The sequence below is a fragment of the Massilia sp. Root133 genome, from assembly GCF_001426525.1.
In the GTDB taxonomy this organism is placed as follows: domain Bacteria; phylum Pseudomonadota; class Gammaproteobacteria; order Burkholderiales; family Burkholderiaceae_D; genus Telluria; species Telluria orientalis.
Window position 1 is genome coordinate 460,405 of sequence record NZ_LMEW01000033.1, and the last position, 19,756, is coordinate 480,160.

Consider the following 19,756-nt stretch of genomic DNA (forward strand, 5'->3'; position numbering starts at 1 on the left):
CCGGCAAAATCGATGAAGCCAGCCAAGGGTCGCTTAACCATCCAACCCCAGCGGCCAAGTCGGTCGGGCAACTGGGCACCTTACCTCGCAATACGTTAGGCGACCTGACCTGATCGGCGGCGGAGCCAAGTGCGATGCGCGACGCGTACGTGCGACTAGCATGCAGCTCGAACGCTTGCGAGCTCGGTCTGATAAGCCTCTGGCAGTCGGGATTGCCCTGGCTACGTATGAGCAGCCGTTAGTCGTCAACCTGAGTGCCCGAGACCTACACTACCAATGGCAATCCACGTTAATTGACCCGAATGTGGTTTTGCAACCGAGTCTGCCACGATTCGTTGGGTTCCGGCCTGCGTTTACGCCGCAACGCCGCGAGGAATGCTGGTAGAGTCAATGCTTGCCCTGTCCTACACGATCTAGCTGTTTCGCGACGCCGCCAGAGTATCGCCTCGCGGACCTATCGCAGACTTCTACATTCATCCACTCGTGAACGCGACCCCAGCAGGTCATGAAACTGTTTCCAAGGCCGCGTAGCCGCATGGTCACGCTACGAAGGTTGGCGAACATCCAATTCCGTTCCCTGAAGCTGCATGAGACAATACGGCCCACATCAAAGCGCATGGCAGTACATGCTCGCATCCATATCAGCAGAGCTATCTGCTAAGGCATAGAGTGAAAATGAACATCATAGACAAGAATTTCCACCAGGAAAAGTCCAGTGGCGAAGCTCTGCAGGACTCTACAAAAGAAGCACTGACCAAGGGTTCGAACCGGTTCGAGTTGCTGGAGAAATCCATCCGCCGAGCCACAGGAAAAGCGATCATCGAGTTCAACATGATCGAAGAAGGTGACCTTGTCATGGTGTGCCTTTCGGGTGGTGCTGATAGCTATACGATGCTGGAAACCTTGCGGCACCTACAACGTATTGCGCCAGTAAATTTTGAGATAGTTGCTGTAAATTTAGATCAAAAACAGCCTGGGTTCCCCGAGCATGTTTTGCCGACGTATCTCAAGAGCATCAATGTTCGCTACCAAATCATAGAGCAGGACACATATAGCATAGTTAAGGAAAAAATTGCGCCAGGGAAAACAACCTGCTCTTTATGCTCGCGGTTGCGTCGAGGAATCTTGTATCGTACAGCTAAAGAGCTAGGCGCTACAAAGATCGCTCTAGGTCACCATAGAGACGATATTCTGCATACGTTCATGCTCAACCTGTTCTATGGTGGATCGGTCAAAAGTATGCCGCCCAAACTGTTGGCTGACGATGGGGAAAATATCGTTATTCGACCGCTGGCATACTGCCGTGAAGCCGATATCAAAAAATATGCTGCTGCAATGGGGTTCCCGATCATTCCATGTAACCTCTGCGGATCTCAGCCTAATCTTCAACGTCAGGCAATGCGAGAGATGCTCAATCAATGGGAAAAAACGAACCCGCTGTGGGTTCGAAGCATGATGACGGCAATGCAGAATGTGGTACCTTCACACATGATGGATCGCTCGCTGTTTGATTTCACGGAATTTGTGTCTAAGGATCAAGCCGTTCAACAGGGGGATCTACTCTTCGATACCGAAGACCAAGCGTCGGCGAAACAAAGTATTATTAAATTTGTTTAGGGAAGACGCTGCGGGATCTGTATCGGTTTCGTGGCTTCTTTCTAAGATTAACACTAGGTTCGTTCGTTTTTTGTTTCAACCTCCTTGGCTTCTCGTGTTATCTGGCATGGGAGCATCGAGTAAATGGGTACCGCCCTCGAGTAGTGATACGTTGTACACTAATTGTGCGTGCCGAAGTAGGAGAGCATCATGTCGTGCTTGTAGCTCAGCAAGCTCGGAGCTTATCGCGTTAATGTCCTCGCTTCCCGGACCGCTTGTCGACTTCCCAGGCATTGTCTCGGGAGTGGCTACCCGGCGCTTTGCAGCCTGAAAGGCTTTGTGAACATTCTTGTTTGCCGACAGCGCCTGCCTAGACCATGTATTGGCAACCTCTTCTCCATCGCGCTCAATGATTGCGGTCCGCAATACTTCCCAACTAAGACGCTTTGACGCAGGCCACCTTTGTAACAGCTTGACTATCGCTAACTCGTCTTCTGTGTTGATTTTCTTCATGCCCATAGGTCATCTTATCTATCTAAGCTGTGATAGCTAACGTCATCCTTAGCTAATTTTGTGATTAGTTCTGATGCCGTCATTGTTCCTGAGGGTGCGCTAAACGTAACTATCGCACCTGCAGGGATTTCATCATCATTCTCGGTAGAGAGGATTAAGTTACATCGTTGTACATCGTCTCTAAACTGCTGTAATTGCAGTACGAGTGAGCGAGGAGCCTCATCATACTTAGCTATTCGTTGCTCAGCCACCGTTATCATTCTCATAGCGAATGCAAGTTTGTCATGTATAAACGGAAGGCGCCTTTCGTCGCCCTTTCGCCATAGTTGCTGGTCGCAACGCAAGCAGTCTCCATATTGCTTGCATGGGTCGAGTGACCAGTCCGTGGCACATCCGCCAATTTCGGTAACGTGCTTCGGCGCAGCATTCTCATAAAGGAACGTCTTTCGATCAGTTAGGCGGACACTTAAAGCTTGTTCGGCGATTGGGCCGACAACAAAAAAATCGTCATCCGGATCAAATGTCTCCATAGATCGTAAGATGATCTCACGCGGAGTTCTTTTGTCATAATGATCTGATTGCGGGCCGGTTCGACGACCTGCCAGTTCGTCGATAAAGACTTCGTGAGCGCCCGCTAAGAGCGCTTGCGTGTGATGGAATTTACGAGTGTCGTGCAGCGAAATTGAAGGGTAAGTATTATCGTTCAACTTCACGTCGAGTTGTTGGAACAGCAAAGGTGGGCGTCCTCCAAGCTCTCTATTAATCCACCGATTGATACTAGTAGCTGGTATTGGAACAGGTTGCCACCAAGTCCGTGTCATTTCTCCGTCAGATGCATATGCATCGAAGTCAGTCTGTAGCCATACCAGCAGGGCTTCATCAACTCGGGTCGCTCGCTCTTTTGTGGTGTAAGGCCAATGTGGATAGCGAGCCTCGACTTTGAAGTCTTTCAATAGCCATTGCTTTAGCTCATCGGACCGCACGTGCTTTTTTGCGATTTTTCCGCTGTGGAATAGCGGTTTTAGAAGATTACGCTTTTTTTGTAGGGCTGCACCTTTAATAAGTTTTTCAGCTGTGGATCCGCTAACATATAAGTTGCGGTCTACGTCATCAGGGAAGAAAGAAACCAGATGCATCGCTACACAATATATTTCCACATCGGCTATCTTGGCTAATTTAGTGCTGTCGAGATAACGACCGCCAGCTTGCCAGATGTCGCCGGGTTGCTCTACAAAGTAACTCGTTGTGAGTTTCCCTAGACGGGCCGGAAGCTGTTTTGGTCCCAAGCGCGACGAGCGAAGGCGTAGCGCGGCATAGACATCCGGCACAGACAAAAATGGTTGATCGAAGTAATGTTGAACATCTTCTGGTAGATACACATCTCTAATTGCTGCGAAACTATCACCGTATGTGCGGGTGTAAAAACGTAAGGCATTGTGTGCCTCGGCCGAATACGCTAATAAGGTCGAAAACAACTCCTCGGCTAATTTTCCTAGTTTTTTTGCAATCGGAAGATCTTGGCTTACCCCGACTTTCGGTCTTCCGATCCTGATCCGGCGCCGCTCGGTATTCTCATTTGCAACATAAAGCGCGTCCCTTTGTAGAGTAAGAAGATCAGAAACTCGCATGGAAACAGTGGTCAGTGCTAATCCAGGAATAGCTGCCATGAATGTTTTTATGTCATGGATGCCATTGCGGGCAATCGATTTCCGGTAGGCAAGTCCTACAGCCCCAACTTCTTCAAGCGTCATCCTACGCGTCTTAACGTCCAAATCGCTTGAGTTAAGAGTGATTGCTCTGCGTCGGGGTCTAGAGGGGAATGGGGATGTGAACGCAAACGGGCGATCCAGCAACTGAAAGCCTTTGTCGGAAAATCGGAATTTTTTGCTGTGATATCCACCTTGCAGCATTCCAGCCATAATTTCCAACTCTTTGGCGATGTCGTACTGCTGGCCTGGCGTGAAACCTTCCTCCTTCAGCAACGCACACGCTCCCTCAAATACTTTAGCCGAAATTCTTGTGGGGTCGTTATTCTCGTTGTGGAGAGAGCGCAAGGATTTCTCAAGAAACGAAAGTGACTGTACTAATGGTTTTAGGGGCGTCCGGCTTTGGCGGTAGTAAGCCATAACATTCAGATAAGCTTTTGCAAACTGCAGGAATTTCCCGCCGATGAGGCCGTTCGGATTCAGAATGGTTGGGGCAGAATTAGCCCTAGTCCGAGAAAATGCCACGCGTCCCCGTCTTAAGAACTCGTATTTCAAAAACCAAGATCTGGTTGTCTTATCCCCGTGAGCAAAAAAACGCGAAGACCATTCGAAATAAGGTGAGCATTGCAAGAATTCTTCACTATGGATGTCGTTAATCCCTGCGCTCCCGAAAGGCCGAGCCCAATCCACAAAGCTATCGAACCGGTTTATGTTGGAAGAGGTGAATGATAAAGGGAAAAATGCGATTTTATTCATCTGATTTCCTTTTTTCAATCTCGTTAATGACATGCTTCACCGCCGCGATTAAATGTGTATCGCGCTCAATCGTTTCGGCTGGAAGTTCGATGCTCTTCGCCATTCTTTGTCTTGCCAGCAAAAAATCAAGCACAATTTCATGCGCGCCATCTGTAAAGGCCTCGAACCGTGGGCATGAATAGCAGGCTATGGGAGCGAATGCACTGCAGGGATCGGCGGCGCAAGCTCCAAGCGTATTCTCCAGATTGGGAGAAACAATGCTATGTGAAGGATCAGGATTTGTTGCTTCGGACGCATCAATGACGCGCCCTCTAAATGCATTATAGATGTCGTCATGAGTCGCCGTCATCAATATCTCATATTCGGCGAATGCCTCATCAGTTAGGTTCGTGTAATGGCGCAATGAGATGGTCGAAGTTTGATACCCAGCGCGGGCAAGCACATCTATTGGAGCTCCTAAAACTGCCAAGTGAGTCAATTTGGTGTGTTTAAATCGACGTGTAAAGAACTCGTGATCGCCTAAGTCGCCAACATGACGAGCAATGCTCGCTCGTGTTTTTGAAATTCGACTTGTAATATCGATTGAGCTTTCTTTTGGTTTCGTAGTTCGCCCATGTTGTTCAGTGATGCAGAATAATGGGTAAGATGGAGCCGGAAGTTTACCGAAGCGGTCTTCGATAGATAATACGTGTTGTTTCATAGCGCGAGAAATCGGCTCAGATAATCGAACCTCAAGCATGTAGTCACGCGCAGAGGTGCCACTTTGCTTTACAACAGGAACCTTTAGGTTTGCGCGCGACAATTTCTCGGCATTGACTGATTCAAAAGTAACATCGCCTAATTGAAGTAGTCTTAGTTGGGACGGTCTAAGCGCCTCAGAAACAATTAGTCGCCAAAGCAGATTGTCTTGCGGAGTAAACTCTTTGGCAATATAGAGGTCATCAATGGCAGCCAAGATTCGCCGAATTTCCGTAAGCTTGAAGGGGCGTTCATGTGCAACTGAATTTTGTATTTCTATCGTTTGTCTCGGACACGGCGAGCTTGAGGTGACGAGGTAATCCTTTAAATCGCTGGCGACTCCAGGAAGCTGCAAATTTGACCAATATAATAGAGCTGAACGAAGAAGTTTCTGTTGTGAGGCATTTTTCTGGGAAGAATACCAGTTGAACATCGGGAAGCTAATTGTCGAGATCGGGGAGCCAAATTGCATGGCGACCGTTCGAAAAAATAAGTCGAGTTCGCCAACCCAGCGTTGCACCGTACTAACTTTTCTTCTGCCGTTTAATGCATGCAGAACTGTGTATTGAAAGCACAATGATGTTTGGCTACATAGGTTGACGCCACGCTCCACTAATCGAAGGAAAGATGTCCCCCCATCGCCTTTGAGCTCCATTTGTGCCACGTCAACTTTGACAAATGACTTCGTGTCTACCAGCTTGATTCGTTTAGGGATTTCCGGTAGAGAAGAAGTGGGTACTAATTTGGGGTTGTTGAAGTCTTCTAAACTACTCACGCTAATCTTCGTCCAAAATTCGATCTCGTTTTTCTACGAAATAGGCCTGCTTTTCTGCCAAGTGGCGCTGAGAATAATGATCAGGCATTGACGAATTAGGTGACCAGTGACCTCGTTCCTGCAACAGTCGACGTGCTTCTTTCGGGTCGGTGCCATTTGCGTCCATCAGGTCACGTAACTCTGTAAAGTGCGTATGGCGAAGTGTATGCGGAGAAATTTTTGTCGCTACTGCGGATGCTTTGCGCAGTTTCGCTATGATTCGATTCAAATTTCGATAAGAAATGGGAAGTCCGACTTGCCGCCCCGAATGTGAGACAAACAGGTAGGGCGTTTCTTTTCGTGCGTCTCGGCGGTCGACAGCGGCTCGACGTTCCTTCGAAATATATTGAATAAGCTCACTTGCTAATTTTCTGCTTATAGCGATCGGTCCTGGAAGCGTTTTAACGCTAGGCTCCCATAGACGCTCATCCTGGATGTCGTTAGGTCTTTTTATAACCTTTAAGACCGCTAAGAATTTTCCGGGTTTGATCTCGAAATTGTCTTGCACATCTTCGCACCGGAGCTTGAGTAATTCGCCAGAGCGAAGTCCAGTGTCTAAGAGAAGTCGACCGATCAGGCGGTCTCTTTTCTCAAGCTCGGACGAAGCCTGCGTGCTTTGAGCTGCTACAGTACGGCGGAAGGCGAGTGAGTCAGAGGGGCTGAGAGCTGCAATGGGAGGAGAAGACTTTCTGCCGCTAACTGAGGCGTTGAACGCTCTTTGTAACGAGTCTTGAAATTTCGAGCTTTTTGCGATTTCACGGTCTTCCAACATCAGTGCGCCTTCAACCATGTCGCGTGTTAGCCAGCACAGGTAGTTACAGATGTTGTTTAGGCGTTGATTGGTTGTCTTACTGTCGACGCTTGTCTCGCTTGTATGGAGGACTCGTATGCCGCCGGCTTCTCGCTTCCGGACTTGACTTAGGTCTTTTGCACGGTTCTGACACCAGTTTGCAAGGTCATCGACCTCCTTCTGGGATAACGCTAGCCTTCCAGATCGGATCCTTGCTTCGGGCGTCACCCATTTCGGAGCTCGGCTGACTCTTAACGCGACCCATTCAAGGTAGAACGCTAGGTCATAAAGATACGAGATTTGTGTATTGAGAGCCAGCTTGCCTAAGCTCCGGAGGGCGTATGCAGTAGGCAGTTCATGCAGAAGCCCACTTTCTCGGTCGATGAGTAGTGGTCTACGAATTGCACGCTTGCCTTCAGCCGTGATCTTCAAGTCCCGAACCAAGTGGACCTTGCTAGCCAGGTGGGGATTTACATTTTGACGTTTCAAAGTATGCAAGGATGAGGCTAACAGCCCAGCATATTTGGCAATCTCGCGGTTGTAAAGGGCTTGCAGACGCGCCGACCTGAGACCAACAGCCGATCTTTACGTTCTCTGAAGTATGCACATATCCTTGCCGCCGGACAGGCAGACCATGACCTTGTCACCGTCCTCGATCATGTTGAAATCGCCGATCGCCTGGCCGACGAGCCGGCACAGCCGCTTGTGCAGCTTGTTGTTTTCGTAGGCCAGCTTCTCGGCCTTCTTGTCGGCGGCGTCGGGCAGGGCCTCGGACGGGCGCGCCATCGTTACTTCATTCATGCTTCATCCTTGATCTGGAACACTTCGACGCCGACGCCTTCGCAGTCGGGATACACGTCGGGCTTCATCGTCGACACGCGGGCCGCGCGCACGTTCGGGTGCGCCAGCATCGCCTTCACGACGTCGTCGCACAGGGTTTCCTGCAGATGCACGTGGCCCTGCGCCATGCGCCTGGCGATGGTCTCGCGCATGAAGTCGTAGTCGACCACTTCGTGCAATTGATCGTCCTTCGGCGTCGACAGGGCGAGCGGGATGTACAGGTCGACATTGATCAGGACGCGTTGCTCGCCCTTCTTTTCGAACTCATGGACACCGATGTTGATCATGACTTCGTAATTGCGCAGGAACAGCCTGCGGCAATCGCGCAGCTGCGGGTAGAACAGGGCGGACAACATAGGAAACCTTCGAAATAAGAGGAGGACGGGGTTGATTCAGTCTTCAGTCAAAAACATCACGTCGCGCGCCAGCGGCATCAGGTGCTGGCCGCCGTCGACGAGCAGGGTGGTGCCGGTCAGCGCCTTCGCGTTGGCCGCGTAGCACACGGCGTCGACGATATCCTGCGGCGTGGACGAGCGTCCCAGCGGCGTGACCTTGTGCGCGCGCTCGAAGCCGTCCGCGCTCTGGTCGCCCGAGACGAGCGTGATGCCGGGCGCGATGCCGACGACGCGCAGTGTCGGTGCCAGCGCCTGGGCCAGCATCGTGGTCGCCGTCTGCAATGCCGCCTTCGACAACGTGTACGACAAAAAATCCGGGTTGAGATTGTACAGTTTCTGGTCGAGCAAGTTGATCACGACGGCCTGGCCGCCGTCCGGCACCAGCGTGTGCAAGGCCTGCGCGAGCAGCAGCGGCGCGCCCACGTTGCACTGCATGTGGGCGGCCAGCAGGGCCGGAGAAAAGGCGTCCGGCTTGTCGTATTCGAACAACGACGCGTTGTTGACGATGCAATCCAGCCCGCCCAGCAGGTGCGCGGCCTGGCCGGGCAGGGCGCGTACGGCCGCCTCGTCGGCGAGGTCCGCATGCAGCGCGACGGCCCGCCGGCCCAGGGCGCGGATCGCCGCGACGACCTCGTCGGCATCCTGTGCGGACTGGCGGTAGTGAACGGCGACGTCCCAGCCGGCTTCGGCCATGCCAAGCGCGATGGCGCGCCCGATGCGCCGGCCGCCGCCCGTGACGAGGGCCACGCGCGCGCGTCCCGCGTGCGGGCGGGCCAGGGATGTGCCAACTGGGTCAGGCGTCGAAAATGTCTGTGTCATCGTGGTTTGTGGGTCGCTGCCGATTCTCGCTACAATGGCCGGATGTCCTTACCTCTTCCCTCCAGCGACGCGCTGGCCGCGTCCCAAGCCCTGCAGCGCATGATCGCTGCCGAGATCGCCGACCAGGGCGGCGCCATCCCGTTTTCGCGGTTCATGGAACTGGCACTGTACGCGCCGAATCTCGGCTATTACAGCGGCGGCGCCGCGAAGCTGGGCCGCGATGGCGATTTCACCACGTCGCCCGAGATCAGCCCGCTGTTCGGTGCCACGCTGGCGCGCGCGGCAGCCGCTATTATGGCCCAAAGTGCCCCTGACATTATCGAATTCGGCGCCGGCACGGGCAAACTCGCCTATGACGTCCTGACGGCGTTGGCCGAACTGGGCGTGCGCGTCGACAGTTATACGATCATCGAACTGTCGGGCGAATTGCGCGCGCGCCAGCAGGAAGCGTTGAAGGATTTCCCGCAGGTGCGTTGGACGCACGATTTTCCCGTGGCGTTCCACGGCGTCGTGCTCGCCAACGAAGTACTGGACGCGATGCCGGTCGAGCTCGTCGTGCGTGACGGCGGCCGCTGGCTGCGCCAGGTGGTGACGGTAGAAGACGGCCGCTTCGCCTTCACGCCCGCAGAGCCGGACGCGGCACTGCTCGACCAGATCGGCCGCCAGATTCCCGACGCCGACACCTTGCAGGACGGCTATCTCACCGAAGTCCACCCGGTCGCCTGCGGCTTCATGCGCTCGCTGGCGCAGATGTTCGAGAAAGGCAAGGGCGCCGCGATCCTGATCGACTATGGTTTCCCGGCCCACGAATATTATTTCGACGAGCGCACGAGCGGCACGCTGATGTGTCATTACCGCCACCATGCGCACCCGGACCCGTTTTATTTGCCGGGCCTGCAGGACATCACGGCGCACGTCGATTTCACGGCGATGGCGCTGGCGGCCCACGGCGCGGGGCTGGACGTGCTCGGCTACATGAGCCAGGCGGCCTTCCTGCTGGCGGCGGGCATCGGCGAGCTGCTGCTGAAGACGGACCCGGAAGATGCGCTGCGCTACCTGCCGCAGTCGAAGGCCGTGCAGAAGCTCGTCTCGCCGGCCGAAATGGGGGAATTGTTCAAGGTACTCATCGTCGGCAGCGGGGTCGCGCTCGACCCCGCCATCGAGCGCGCCGATCGCAGCCACAAGTTGTGATACTGACATCTTGCGCTGTGGACACAAACCCGGCTATGCTGTAATGCCGCCCGTACGGCAGGCTGTCCTTTGCCTCTGCCGTTAAAGAACGAATCGGCTAATATTGAAGCAGCTGGCGCCCCTGTGCAACCCGACCCTGACCCATGGCCAAGATCCATACCCATTATGACAACCTGAAGGTGTCGCGCCACGCACCGCAGGAAGTCATTCGCGCGGCCTACAAGGCCTTGAGTCAGAAATATCACCCCGACAAGAATCCGGGCGACGAGCGCGCCGCCCGCATCATGGCCATCGTCAATACGGCCTACAACATCCTGTCCGATCCCGTGCGCCGCAAGGAACACGACGAGTGGATCGCGTCGGAAGAGTGGGAAGTCGAGTGGCTGGAAAGTTCCCATGGCGAGGATGGCCGCGAGAAGCCGCGCGGCGACGGGCACTGGGAACCGCGCCAGGTCGCGGCGCCGTCGCGCTGGCGCGTGCTGCGCGACCCGCGCTGGTGGGGCCTGATGCTGGCCTCCTTCGCGGGAGGCGGTGCGCTGGCCATCGTCCTGCTCGATCCTCCGAAGATGTTGCCGAGCGCGCTGGCCTGGCCGGGGAAAGCCCAGCCTGCGGCCGCAACACCCGCAGCGGCCTCCGCGTCGGCCTCTGCCTCTGCCTCCGCCTCTACGCCGAACACACCGCCGGACCCCCTCGGCAGCGACGCCAGCGCCGACGGCTGGGCGCGGCCCGCCGGGCAGGCCGATGCGCCGCCCGACATCAAGGCCCTCGGCGTGACCCAGTTGATCGTCCCGGCCCGCGCACCCGATTGCGACACCGACCTGCAGGCCCAGGTCGCACCGACGGGCGATCCGTGGCCAGCCCAGTCCGGCTACATCGACGGTTATCCGCTCGGCAACCAGGGCGACGAGATGCAGGTATTGGTCGACAACAGCAACAATCCGTCGCCTGTGCTGGTCAAGATCTACGACCTGGACCGCCGCTCGAACGTGCGCCACGCCTACGTGCTGGGCCGCGCCAAGTTCCTGATCGATAAACTCGCGGCCGGCAAGTACGAAGTCCGTTACCAAAACATCATGATCGGCGGTGCCCGCCCCGAATGCGCCCCCGGCCACCGCGCGCCGCTGCGCCAGGCCGCCGCACGCCAGCCCGGCGCCTGATAACCGAAAGTGTGGTTTTTCGCGACATTTCGCCGGTTTGATGGTGGGTGAAATTCAAGAATTTAGTTCCCTGGACGTAATATACTCGGTAGACCACACGGGCCCATGCAGCCCGCCAGCCCATCGCAGGCACACACGGAAAACCGGGACATGAACGAACTTGACGGCCTCAACGCCCTGATCATCGAGCCGCACGCCGGGATGCGCTCGACGATCCACAACATGCTGAACATGTGCGGCCTGAGCAAGATCGACCACGTCGGCAGCTCCAATCAGGCCGTCAAGCACCTCGGCCTGAAGCAGTACGACCTGATCCTGTGCGAATACGCGCTGGAAGGCGGCCAGGACGGCCAGCAGCTGCTCGAGGACGTGCGCCACCACAAGCTCATGCCGCTGTCGACCATGTTCTTCATGGTCACGGCCGAAGGCGATTACGGCAAGGTCGTCAGCGCCGCCGAACTGGGCCCCACCGACTACGTCCTGAAACCGTTCACGGCCGACCGCCTGCTCGAACGCATCGCGCGCGGGCTGGAACGGAGAAATGCGCTGCTGCCCGTGTACGACCTGATGGAGGCGGGCAACCAGCGCGAGGCGATCGCCGCCTGCCTCGACGGGGAAGAACGCTATCCGCGCTACCTCGTCGACTTCATGCGCCTGCGCGCCGAACTGCACATGTTCCTCGGCGAGCCGCACGAAGCGGAGCCGCTCTACCGCCAGCTCGTCGAGACCAAGGCGATCGCCTGGGCGCGCCTGGGCCTGGCCAAGACGCTGTTCCTGCGCGAGCGCTACGACGAAGCGCGCGAGATGCTCGAAGACCTCGTCGACGCCAACAAGAACTTCGTCGACGCCTACGACTGGCTCGCGCGCACCCACGAGGCGGCCGGCGCGCTCGATGCGGCGCAGGCCGTGCTGACGGAGGCGGTGACAGTCTCCCCGCACGCGGTGCGCCGGCTGCGCAAGCTGGGCGAAACGGCGCTGGAGGCGGGCGACCACGATACGGCCGAGAAGATCCTCAAGCAGGTCGTCAGCAAGGCCAAGTATTCCGAATTCAAGGACCCGCAGGACCACGTGCGCCTCGTGCAGACCCTCGTGCGCAAGGGGGACCCGGTGCAGGCCGCGGCCGTCATCCGCGACCTGGACAAATCGATGGCGTTCCAGAAGCACACGCCGCTGTGCAGCGCCATCGCGTCGAGCCTCGTGCACGAATACACGGGCAACGAGGCGCGCCTGGCCGAATCGCTGGCGGCGGCCCTCGCGGCCAGCCAGGACGCGCCGGACCTGCGCCCGGAGATCAAGCTGGAACTGGCGCGCACCTGCATCGAGAACGGCATGGAGGAGGGCGCCGCCGAGATCGTGCGCGACGTGATGCGCAATGCGCAGAACGGCGCCGCGGTGGCGCGCGCGATGGCCGTGTTCGAAAACGCGGGCCAGGCCGAGACGGCGCAGAAGCTCGCCATGGAAAGCCGCCAGCAGGTCGTCGACCTCGTCGCCACCGGTGCCGCCAAGGCGAAGAGCGGCGACTACAAGGGCGCCGTCGTGCTGATGCAGGAAGCGGCGACCAAGCTGCCGGACAATCCGCAGGTCGTGTTCAACGCCGCGCTGGCGATCCTGAAATGCCTGGACCACGAAGGCTGGGACGAGCGCCTCGGCCAGCAGGCCCTGGCCTACATCGCCGGCGTGCGCCGCCTCGATCCGGTCAACCCGAAGCTGCCGGCGCTGGCCGGGCTGCACCATCAAATTCTCAAGAAATATGACAAGGGCCCGCGTCCGAAAAGGGCCGGCTGAGCGATCATGATTCCTGCAGTCGGGAGCGCCGCTTCCAATCCCAACACGAACGCCGCGTCGTTCCAGCCGACGGACGGGGGCCGCCGCGTGCGCGCCGCGCTGCTGCAGAAGGTGTGCGGCGACGACGACATGTTCGCGCTGGGCAGCGCCATCGCGCGCGTCGTGCAGATGGCGACATCGGAAGACCAGGGCACCCACGATCTCGCGCACTACGTGCTGTCCGACGTCGCGCTCACGCAGCGCATCCTGCGCCTGGCGAACACGGTCCGCTACCGCACGGCAGCCGGCACGGCCGTCACGACGGTGTCGCGCGCCATTTCCCTGCTGGGCTTCGACAACGTGCGCACGGTCGCGCTGGCGATGCTGCTCGTCGACGCGCTGGCCAGCAGCGACCATGCGTACAGCGTGCGCATGGAACTGGAAGCGTCGCTGTGCGCGAGCCTCGTCGGGCGCGAAATGGCGCGCCACAGCTTTTACCAGGGCGCGGAGGAAGCATCGATCAGCGCGCTGTTCAAGAATCTCGGCGCGCTGCTGGTCGCGTCGCACGAGCATGACCGCTACCGCGAGATCCAGGCCCTGCTGGCGACCGGCAAGCACACGTCCGCACAGGCCGCGCAGATGATCCTCGGCTGCGGCTTCGACGCGCTGTCCGAAGCCGTGCTGGGCGAGTGGAAGATCCCGGGCGTGATCGTGCATGCCCAGCGCCCGCTGGAGGCAGGGGCGCTCAAGCTGGCCGTCAACCGCAGCGAGTGGATGCGCCAGGTGGCGTCGTTCAGCCTGGACGTGGCGCGCCTGATGGGCAGGACCCCCACGCCGTCCGACGCGCCGGAAGCGCAGGCGCTGCTGGCGCGCTACGGCACTGCGCTGAACCTCGGCGCGGCCGAGCTGGACGAGTTGTTCGAGACGGTCGCGTTCGAAATGACGAGCCTCCTGCAGAGCATGAATTTGCAACCCATGCCGCGCCGCGCGCCGCAGGAAGACAAGGGCGGCCTGCCCAACGTGCTGCTGCTGGCGACCCTCGGCGGGGAAGAGGAAGCGCAGGGCACGTACCCGAGCGGCAAGCCGAAGAACGCGCGCGACCTGCTGCTGGCGGGCGTGCAGGACGTCACCCAGATGCGCGCGTCCGGCCGGCACAAGGTCAACGACGTCGTCATGGCCGTGCTGGAGACGCTGTACACGGCGCTGGGCTTCCGCTTCGCGACGGTCGTGCTGAAGGACGTGCGCGCCGGCCAGTACCGGGCCCGCGCATCGTTCGGGCTCGCGCAGGCGCGCGTGCAGGAAGGCTTCACGTTTCCGCTGGCGCCCGCCGGAGAAAGGAGCGCGCGCGACCTGTTTTACCTGGCGATGGAAAACGACGCCGACCTCATGATCTCGGACGCGCGCGGCGCCAAGATCCGCGACCTGCTGCCGGCCTGGCACAAGGCGCTGCTGCCCGACGCGCAGAGCTTCATCGTGCTGCCGCTGGTGGTGGGCAAGGTGCAGCTGGGCCTGTTCTATGCCGACCGCACGGAGCCCGCGCCGGAAGGTGTGCCGCCCGACGAGACGGCCCTCATCAAGGCGCTCAAGGGCCAGGTACTGGCTGCGCTCGCGCCCTGACGAACTCACGGAATTCGCGCGCCGGCATCGGCCGCCCGAACAGGTAGCCCTGCGCCTCGTCGCTGTTGCGGTCGCGCAGGAAGCCCCATTGCGCCAGGGTTTCCACGCCTTCCGCGATCACGCCCAGCCCGAGCGCATGGGCCAGGCCGATGGTCGCGTCGACGATGGCGGCGTCGTTCGGATTCGTCTCGATGTCGCGCACGAAGCCGCGGTCGATCTTGATGCGGTCGATCGCGAACAGCTTCAGGTAGGCCAGCGACGAATACCCCGTGCCGAAGTCGTCGATGGCCAGCTTGAAGCCGCGCGCGCGCAGCTGCAGCAGCAGCCTGCGCGTGTTTTCCGGGTCGCGCATGGCGGCCGTCTCCGTGATCTCCAGTTCCATCCGCGCCGGGTCGATCCCGTGCTCGGCGAGCAGCTCGTCGAGGCGCGACAGCAGCGCGCCGCCGCTGAACTGGCGCGCCGACAGGTTCACGGCCAGGCGCAGGTGATCCATGCCGTCGTCGCGCCACTCGGCCAGCAGGGCCATCGCGCGCGCCAGCACCCAGTCGCCGAGCGGCAGGATCAGGCCCGATTCCTCGGCGATGGGGATGAAGCGCCCGGGCTCCACGCTGCCCAGCTCCGGGTCGTGCCAGCGCAGCAGCACCTCGGCGCCGATCACGCGCCCCGTCTCGAGTTCGACCTGGGCCTGCAGGTGGACGTCGAAGCCGCCGTTCTCCAGCGTCGCCCACATGCGGTTTTCCAGCAGCAGGTGCTCGTGCGTGGCCGCGTTCATGGCGGGCGAGAAGAACTGGAAATTGCCGCGGCCTTCGCGCTTGGCCGCGTACATCGCCATGTCGGCGTGGCGCAACAGCGTGTCCGCATCGTGGCCGTCTTCGGGGAACAGGGCCACGCCCACGCTGGCGCCGCTGTGCGCCGTCGTGCCGGCCAGGCGGTAGGGCTGCTGCAGCGATGCCACGAGGCGCACCGCCACCGCGCTCACGCTGTCGGGAGACAGGGGGCCGCACAGCACGATGATGAATTCGTCGCCGCCGAGGCGGGCGAGGGCGTCGACGTCGCGCAGGAGGTCCTTCATGCGTGCGGCCGCGCCCACGAGCAGTTCGTCGCCGGCCTGGTGGCCGAGCGAATCGTTGATCTTCTTGAAGTGGTCGAGGTCGATGAACAGCACGGCCAGCGGCTGCCGGGTGCGGCGCGCCTGGGCGAGCTGCTGTTCCAGGCGCATGCCGAGCGCATGGCGGTTCTCCAGGCCCGTCAGCGGGTCGTGGTGGGCCAGGCGGTGGATGCGCGCCTGGGCGCGCTGCTGCTCCGTCAGGTCGCGCAGGATGCACACGTACAGGCGCTCCCCGGCCAGGTCGACGATGGACACCGCCACCGCGAGCGGCAGCGGCTCGCCGCGTGCGTTCAGGCCGTCCAGCTGGCGTTCGTCGGGCCTGCTGCCGGCCAGGCGCGCCAGCAGGCTCAGGCTGTCTTCGTCGCCATGGCCCGGCACCAGCGTCGTGAACGCGAGGCCGGGCAGGTGATTCGGCGGGTAGCCGAACAGCGCGGCCGTGGCGCGGTTGGCCGACAGCACCGTGCCGCGCGCGTCGACGGTGACGATGGCGTCGGCGGCATTGTCCAGGATGGCCTGCAGGCGCGCCGTGCGCTCCGCCACCTGGGCCTCGATCTGGGCGCGTTCGCCGCTGACGATCAGCATCAGCGCGCCCAGCAGCGCAGCCAGCAGCAGGCCGGTCGTGATCACGATCCAGCTCGCGAGTCCCCGTTCGCCTTCCATGTAGGCGGCCGTGGGCGTGAAGCGCAGTTGCAGGGTGCGGCCGCCGTACGCGAGCGGCACGGTGTAGTCGCCACTGACCACGTGCCGGCCCGGCGTGCCCACCAGCGCGACGGGCGCGCCGCGGTCGGTCGTATCGGCCAGGCTGATGTCGAAGCCCGAGAAGCCGGCGCGCAGGACCGCCTGCCGGACGAAAGCATGGGCATCCAGGATCAGGGCCAATACCCCCAGCGGCGGCTGGCCGGGCGCGCCGGCCGCGCGGTACAGGGAGACGCCGATGGCGCCGCTCCCCACCAGCTGGACCGGGCCGGTGGCCACCGCGGCCGTGCCGGCCAGCGCCCGCGACACCGCTTCCGTGCGCCCCGGCGCCGTCAGGAAGTCCGCGCCGCGGATGCGCGCATTGGACGGGGGCCAGGTGTACAGCAGGGGCAGGTATTGCGCGCGCTGGCCGGCCGGATGCAGGCCCTGTGTCCGCGTCACGTCGCGCACGCCGGCGAACGCGGGATCGACGTGCGTGCGTACCCACGTCTCGAACGCCGCGCGTTCGGCCAGCGTGACGGGCACCAGCCAGTTGATGGCGGCGATCTCCGGCCGGCCGTCGACGTAGCCGCTGGCGATGCTCAGGAACTTGGCGCGGTGCATGAACCGGTCTTCCGCCGCAAGCGTGCGCGAGAACGTGCCGACGAAGCGTTCGTGCTCGCGCAGCTCGGCCTGCAGCTCGTCGGCCACCTGCTGGGCCTTCAGGCGGTAGGCCTGCAGGTATTGCTGGTGCTCCCAGTGCACGGTCTGCTCGTAGGCGGCCATGACGACGCCGGCCGCCAGCAGCAGCGGCAGGGCGACGAGGCGCGCCCGCCGGCGCCACAGCCGGCGCGGCTGGCCGCACACGATCCAGACGAGCGGGGCGGCCAGCAGGACGCCCACGGTGTCGCCGGCCCACCAGTTGATCCAGTTCGGCGCCCGTTCGGCCGCCGTTATCACGTCCAGCCGGTACAGGGCGGACACGTTGGCGGTGGCGTTGATCAGGCAGAACACCGGTGCCAGCGCGAGGAAACGGGCGACGTCGCGCGCCGTGCCGAGGGCCGGGTCGACGAAGCGGCGGAACCAGCGGGCGCCCAGCCAGGCCTGCACGAGCGAGCCCAGCGTGGCGACCGTCGTCGCGAGGACCGCGGTCGCGGGCGCGGTGTCGGGGTCCATCCAGCCGTCGGGCAGGTGCGACAGGCACGCGCCGATGGCGACGCCAGGGAGGGCGCGCCAGCCGAACGCGACGCTCAAGGCGAATCCGACGCCGGCCGGCAAGTATACGGGCGTTGCATAGCCCGCGGGCAGGGCCAGCGCGCGGCTGAGGAGAAGGGTGCCGATATAGACGGCAATGGTCGCCAGGTTGGCCAGCCACAGCCGAAGCCCGTGCCCTTCGTGATTGCCGGTGCGATGCTGGTCCATGGGGGGCCTCTGACGTCAATACAGTGTACGCGCAAACGCATGGTTGGACCGCTCTGCAGGGATTCTTGCAAACAGCCCTTGCGGAGTTGTACTGCGGCCGTTACAATCACGCCCCGAAGCAACGACACTGTTTGAGTTTGATCAGTACAAGCAAAAACAGTTGACGAAGTTGTTATCTTGCTTCATACTCTGCGGTTCTTCGCGGTGGGGTGGCCGAGTGGTTAAAGGCAGCAGACTGTAAATCTGCCCTCTCTGAGTACGCTGGTTCGAATCCAGCCCCCACCACCAATAGCGTTGATCGTGTAGTGAATCGAATGGGTGGTACCTCGCGGGTGTAGCTCAATGGTAGAGCTGAAGCCTTCCAAGCTTATGACGAGGGTTCGATTCCCTTCACCCGCTCCAGTTTCAAATCAGCCCTTGTAGCTCAGTGGTAGAGCACTCCCTTGGTAAGGGAGAGGCCACGTGTTCAATCCACGTCAAGGGCACCAGAATTTAAACGGCTGTCGGCTGTTTCGACCGTCAGGTGTGCCTGGTAATTTTCAATATCGTTAGGATCTTAGGAGTCTAGAATGGCAAAGGAAAAATTCGAACGGACCAAGCCGCACGTGAACGTCGGCACSATCGGTCACGTTGACCACGGCAAAACCACCCTGACGGCGGCAATCGCAACCGTYCTGTCGAAGAAATTCGGCGGCGAAGCCAAGGCCTACGACCAGATCGACGCGGCTCCGGAAGAAAAAGCACGCGGCATCACCATCAACACCGCGCACGTCGAGTACGAAACGGCCAACCGNGAAGCCAAGGCCTACGACCAGATCGACGCGGCTCCGGAAGAAAAAGCACGCGGCATCACCATCAACACCGCGCACGTCGAGTACGAAACGGCCAACCGCCACTACGCACACGTCGACTGCCCGGGCCACGCCGACTACATCAAGAACATGATCACCGGYGCWGCSCAGATGGACGGCGCGATCCTGGTGTGCTCCGCTGCTGACGGCCCGATGCCGCAGACCCGCGAACACATCCTGCTGGCTCGCCAGGTGGGTGTTCCGTACATCATCGTGTTCCTGAACAAGTGCGACCTGGTCGACGACGCAGAACTGCTGGAACTGGTCGAAATGGAAGTGCGCGAACTGCTGTCGAAGTACGAGTTCCCGGGCGACGACCTGCCGATCATCAAGGGTTCGGCTCGTATGGCGCTGGAAGGCCAGCAGGGCGAAATGGGCGAAGACTGCATCATCCGCCTGGCTGAAGCYCTGGACACCTACATCCCGACCCCGGARCGTGCCGTYGAYGGCGCCTTCCTGATGCCGGTGGAAGACGTGTTCTCGATCTCGGGCCGCGGTACCGTGGTGACCGGTCGTGTCGAGCGCGGCATCATCAAGGTCGGCGAAGAGATCGAAATCGTCGGTATCGTCGATACGGTCAAGACCACCTGCACCGGCGTGGAAATGTTCCGCAAGCTGCTGGAYCAGGGTCAAGCTGGCGACAACGTCGGCCTGCTGCTGCGCGGTACCAAGCGTGAAGACGTCCAGCGTGGCCAGGTCCTGGCCAAGCCGGGTTCGATCAAGCCGCACACCGACTTCACGGGCGAAGTGTACGTCCTGTCGAAGGACGAAGGTGGCCGTCACACCCCGTTCTTCAACAACTACCGTCCGCAGTTCTACTTCCGTACGACTGACGTGACCGGCTCTATCGTTCTGCCGGCCGACAAAGAGATGGTCATGCCGGGCGACAACGTGTCGATCACCGTCAAGCTGATCGCTCCGATCGCGATGGAAGAAGGTCTGCGCTTCGCAATCCGCGAAGGCGGCCGTACCGTCGGCGCCGGCGTGGTTGCCAAGATCATCGC

At 60.0% G+C, this 19,756-nt stretch carries 11 protein-coding genes, 3 tRNA genes and 3 pseudogenes; 10 read left to right on the forward strand and 7 right to left on the reverse strand.

What is annotated here, in order from left to right; translation table 11 throughout:
• Positions 1-675 precede the first annotated feature (675 nt).
• On the forward strand, positions 676-1,617 hold the full coding sequence (ttcA, locus tag ASD28_RS24560; protein WP_082577323.1) for a tRNA 2-thiocytidine(32) synthetase TtcA: 942 nt from the start codon (positions 676-678) through the stop codon (positions 1,615-1,617).
• Between the two features lie 506 nt (positions 1,618-2,123).
• Here ttcA and ASD28_RS32080 read toward each other — a convergent pair.
• From ASD28_RS32080 to ASD28_RS24575, 6 genes and pseudogenes are all read right to left on the reverse strand, one after another.
• Positions 2,124-4,571, reverse strand: a complete 2,448-nt coding sequence (locus tag ASD28_RS32080) for a hypothetical protein (RefSeq protein WP_156403814.1) — start codon at positions 4,569-4,571, stop codon at positions 2,124-2,126.
• Positions 4,564-6,084 carry a site-specific integrase gene (locus ASD28_RS32085; RefSeq protein WP_156403815.1) on the reverse strand — a complete coding sequence of 507 codons (1,521 nt, stop codon included), beginning with the start codon at positions 6,082-6,084 and terminating at the stop codon, positions 4,564-4,566. The genes ASD28_RS32080 and ASD28_RS32085 overlap by 8 nt, the downstream gene beginning before the upstream one ends.
• Position 6,085: 1 nt before the next feature.
• A complete protein-coding gene (locus ASD28_RS32950; protein WP_229412419.1) occupies positions 6,086-6,895 on the reverse strand; it encodes a site-specific integrase in 810 nt (269 codons plus the stop codon).
• Positions 6,896-7,522: 627 nt separating this feature from the next.
• A pseudogene (locus ASD28_RS24565) lies at positions 7,523-7,714 on the reverse strand (tRNA 2-thiocytidine(32) synthetase TtcA); the annotation flags it as partial.
• The gene (locus tag ASD28_RS24570) at positions 7,711-8,109 is read right to left on the reverse strand and encodes a dihydroneopterin aldolase (protein WP_056134732.1); all 399 of its coding nucleotides are present in this window, start codon (positions 8,107-8,109) and stop codon (positions 7,711-7,713) included. The gene ASD28_RS24570 and the pseudogene ASD28_RS24565, both read right to left, overlap by 4 nt.
• Positions 8,110-8,145: 36 nt before the next feature.
• The gene (locus ASD28_RS24575) at positions 8,146-8,967 is read right to left on the reverse strand and encodes an SDR family oxidoreductase (protein ID WP_082579186.1); all 822 of its coding nucleotides are present in this window, start codon (positions 8,965-8,967) and stop codon (positions 8,146-8,148) included.
• Positions 8,968-9,009: 42 nt separating this feature from the next.
• Between ASD28_RS24575 and ASD28_RS24580 the strand changes: the two genes are divergently transcribed.
• From ASD28_RS24580 to ASD28_RS24595, 4 genes and pseudogenes are all read left to right on the forward strand, one after another.
• A complete protein-coding gene (locus ASD28_RS24580) occupies positions 9,010-10,158 on the forward strand; it encodes a class I SAM-dependent methyltransferase (RefSeq protein ID WP_056134738.1) in 1,149 nt (382 codons plus the stop codon).
• 143 nt (positions 10,159-10,301) lie between these two features.
• Positions 10,302-10,493 (forward strand): annotated as a pseudogene (locus ASD28_RS33390) (J domain-containing protein); the annotation flags it as partial.
• A gap of 972 nt (positions 10,494-11,465) precedes the next feature.
• Positions 11,466-13,100 carry a tetratricopeptide repeat-containing response regulator gene (locus ASD28_RS24590; RefSeq protein ID WP_056134742.1) on the forward strand — a complete coding sequence of 545 codons (1,635 nt, stop codon included), beginning with the start codon at positions 11,466-11,468 and terminating at the stop codon, positions 13,098-13,100.
• 6 nt (positions 13,101-13,106) lie between these two features.
• Positions 13,107-14,696: an HDOD domain-containing protein gene (locus ASD28_RS24595; protein ID WP_082577326.1), complete on the forward strand. Its 1,590-nt coding sequence runs from the start codon at positions 13,107-13,109 to the stop codon at positions 14,694-14,696.
• On the opposite strand, the gene ASD28_RS24600 is transcribed toward ASD28_RS24595, so the two are convergent.
• On the reverse strand, positions 14,662-17,901 hold the full coding sequence (locus tag ASD28_RS24600; RefSeq protein WP_056134746.1) for an EAL domain-containing protein: 3,240 nt from the start codon (positions 17,899-17,901) through the stop codon (positions 14,662-14,664). The two genes, ASD28_RS24595 and ASD28_RS24600, sit on opposite strands and share 35 nt — an antisense overlap.
• 203 nt (positions 17,902-18,104) lie before the next feature.
• Between ASD28_RS24600 and ASD28_RS24605 the strand changes: the two genes are divergently transcribed.
• The 5 genes and pseudogenes from ASD28_RS24605 to tuf form a co-directional block, all read left to right on the forward strand.
• Positions 18,105-18,189, forward strand: a tRNA-Tyr gene (locus ASD28_RS24605).
• Positions 18,190-18,229: 40 nt separating this feature from the next.
• Positions 18,230-18,303: transfer RNA gene (locus ASD28_RS24610), tRNA-Gly, on the forward strand.
• Between the two features lie 11 nt (positions 18,304-18,314).
• Positions 18,315-18,389: transfer RNA gene (locus ASD28_RS24615), tRNA-Thr, on the forward strand.
• A gap of 81 nt (positions 18,390-18,470) precedes the next feature.
• On the forward strand, positions 18,471-18,694 hold a 224-nt coding region (locus tag ASD28_RS32955), incomplete at its 3' end, for a GTP-binding protein (protein ID WP_229412420.1).
• A 1-nt stretch (position 18,695) separates the two neighbouring features.
• Positions 18,696-19,756 (forward strand): annotated as a pseudogene (gene tuf, locus ASD28_RS24620) (elongation factor Tu); the annotation flags it as partial.

Bases quoted from the DNA above. Each gene is read 5' to 3' on its own strand.
- ttcA (WP_082577323.1), top strand. From the start codon at position 676: ATGAACATCATAGACAAGAATTTCCACCAGGAAAAGTCCAGTGGCGAA.
- ASD28_RS32080 (WP_156403814.1), bottom strand. From the start codon at position 4,571: ATGAATAAAATCGCATTTTTCCCTTTATCATTCACCTCTTCCAACATA.
- ASD28_RS32950 (WP_229412419.1), bottom strand. From the start codon at position 6,895: ATGTTGGAAGACCGTGAAATCGCAAAAAGCTCGAAATTTCAAGACTCG.
- ASD28_RS24570 (WP_056134732.1), bottom strand. From the start codon at position 8,109: ATGTTGTCCGCCCTGTTCTACCCGCAGCTGCGCGATTGCCGCAGGCTG.
- ASD28_RS24575 (WP_082579186.1), bottom strand. From the start codon at position 8,967: ATGACACAGACATTTTCGACGCCTGACCCAGTTGGCACATCCCTGGCC.
- ASD28_RS24580 (WP_056134738.1), top strand. From the start codon at position 9,010: ATGTCCTTACCTCTTCCCTCCAGCGACGCGCTGGCCGCGTCCCAAGCC.
- ASD28_RS24590 (WP_056134742.1), top strand. From the start codon at position 11,466: ATGAACGAACTTGACGGCCTCAACGCCCTGATCATCGAGCCGCACGCC.
- ASD28_RS24595 (WP_082577326.1), top strand. From the start codon at position 13,107: ATGATTCCTGCAGTCGGGAGCGCCGCTTCCAATCCCAACACGAACGCC.
- ASD28_RS24600 (WP_056134746.1), bottom strand. From the start codon at position 17,901: ATGGACCAGCATCGCACCGGCAATCACGAAGGGCACGGGCTTCGGCTG.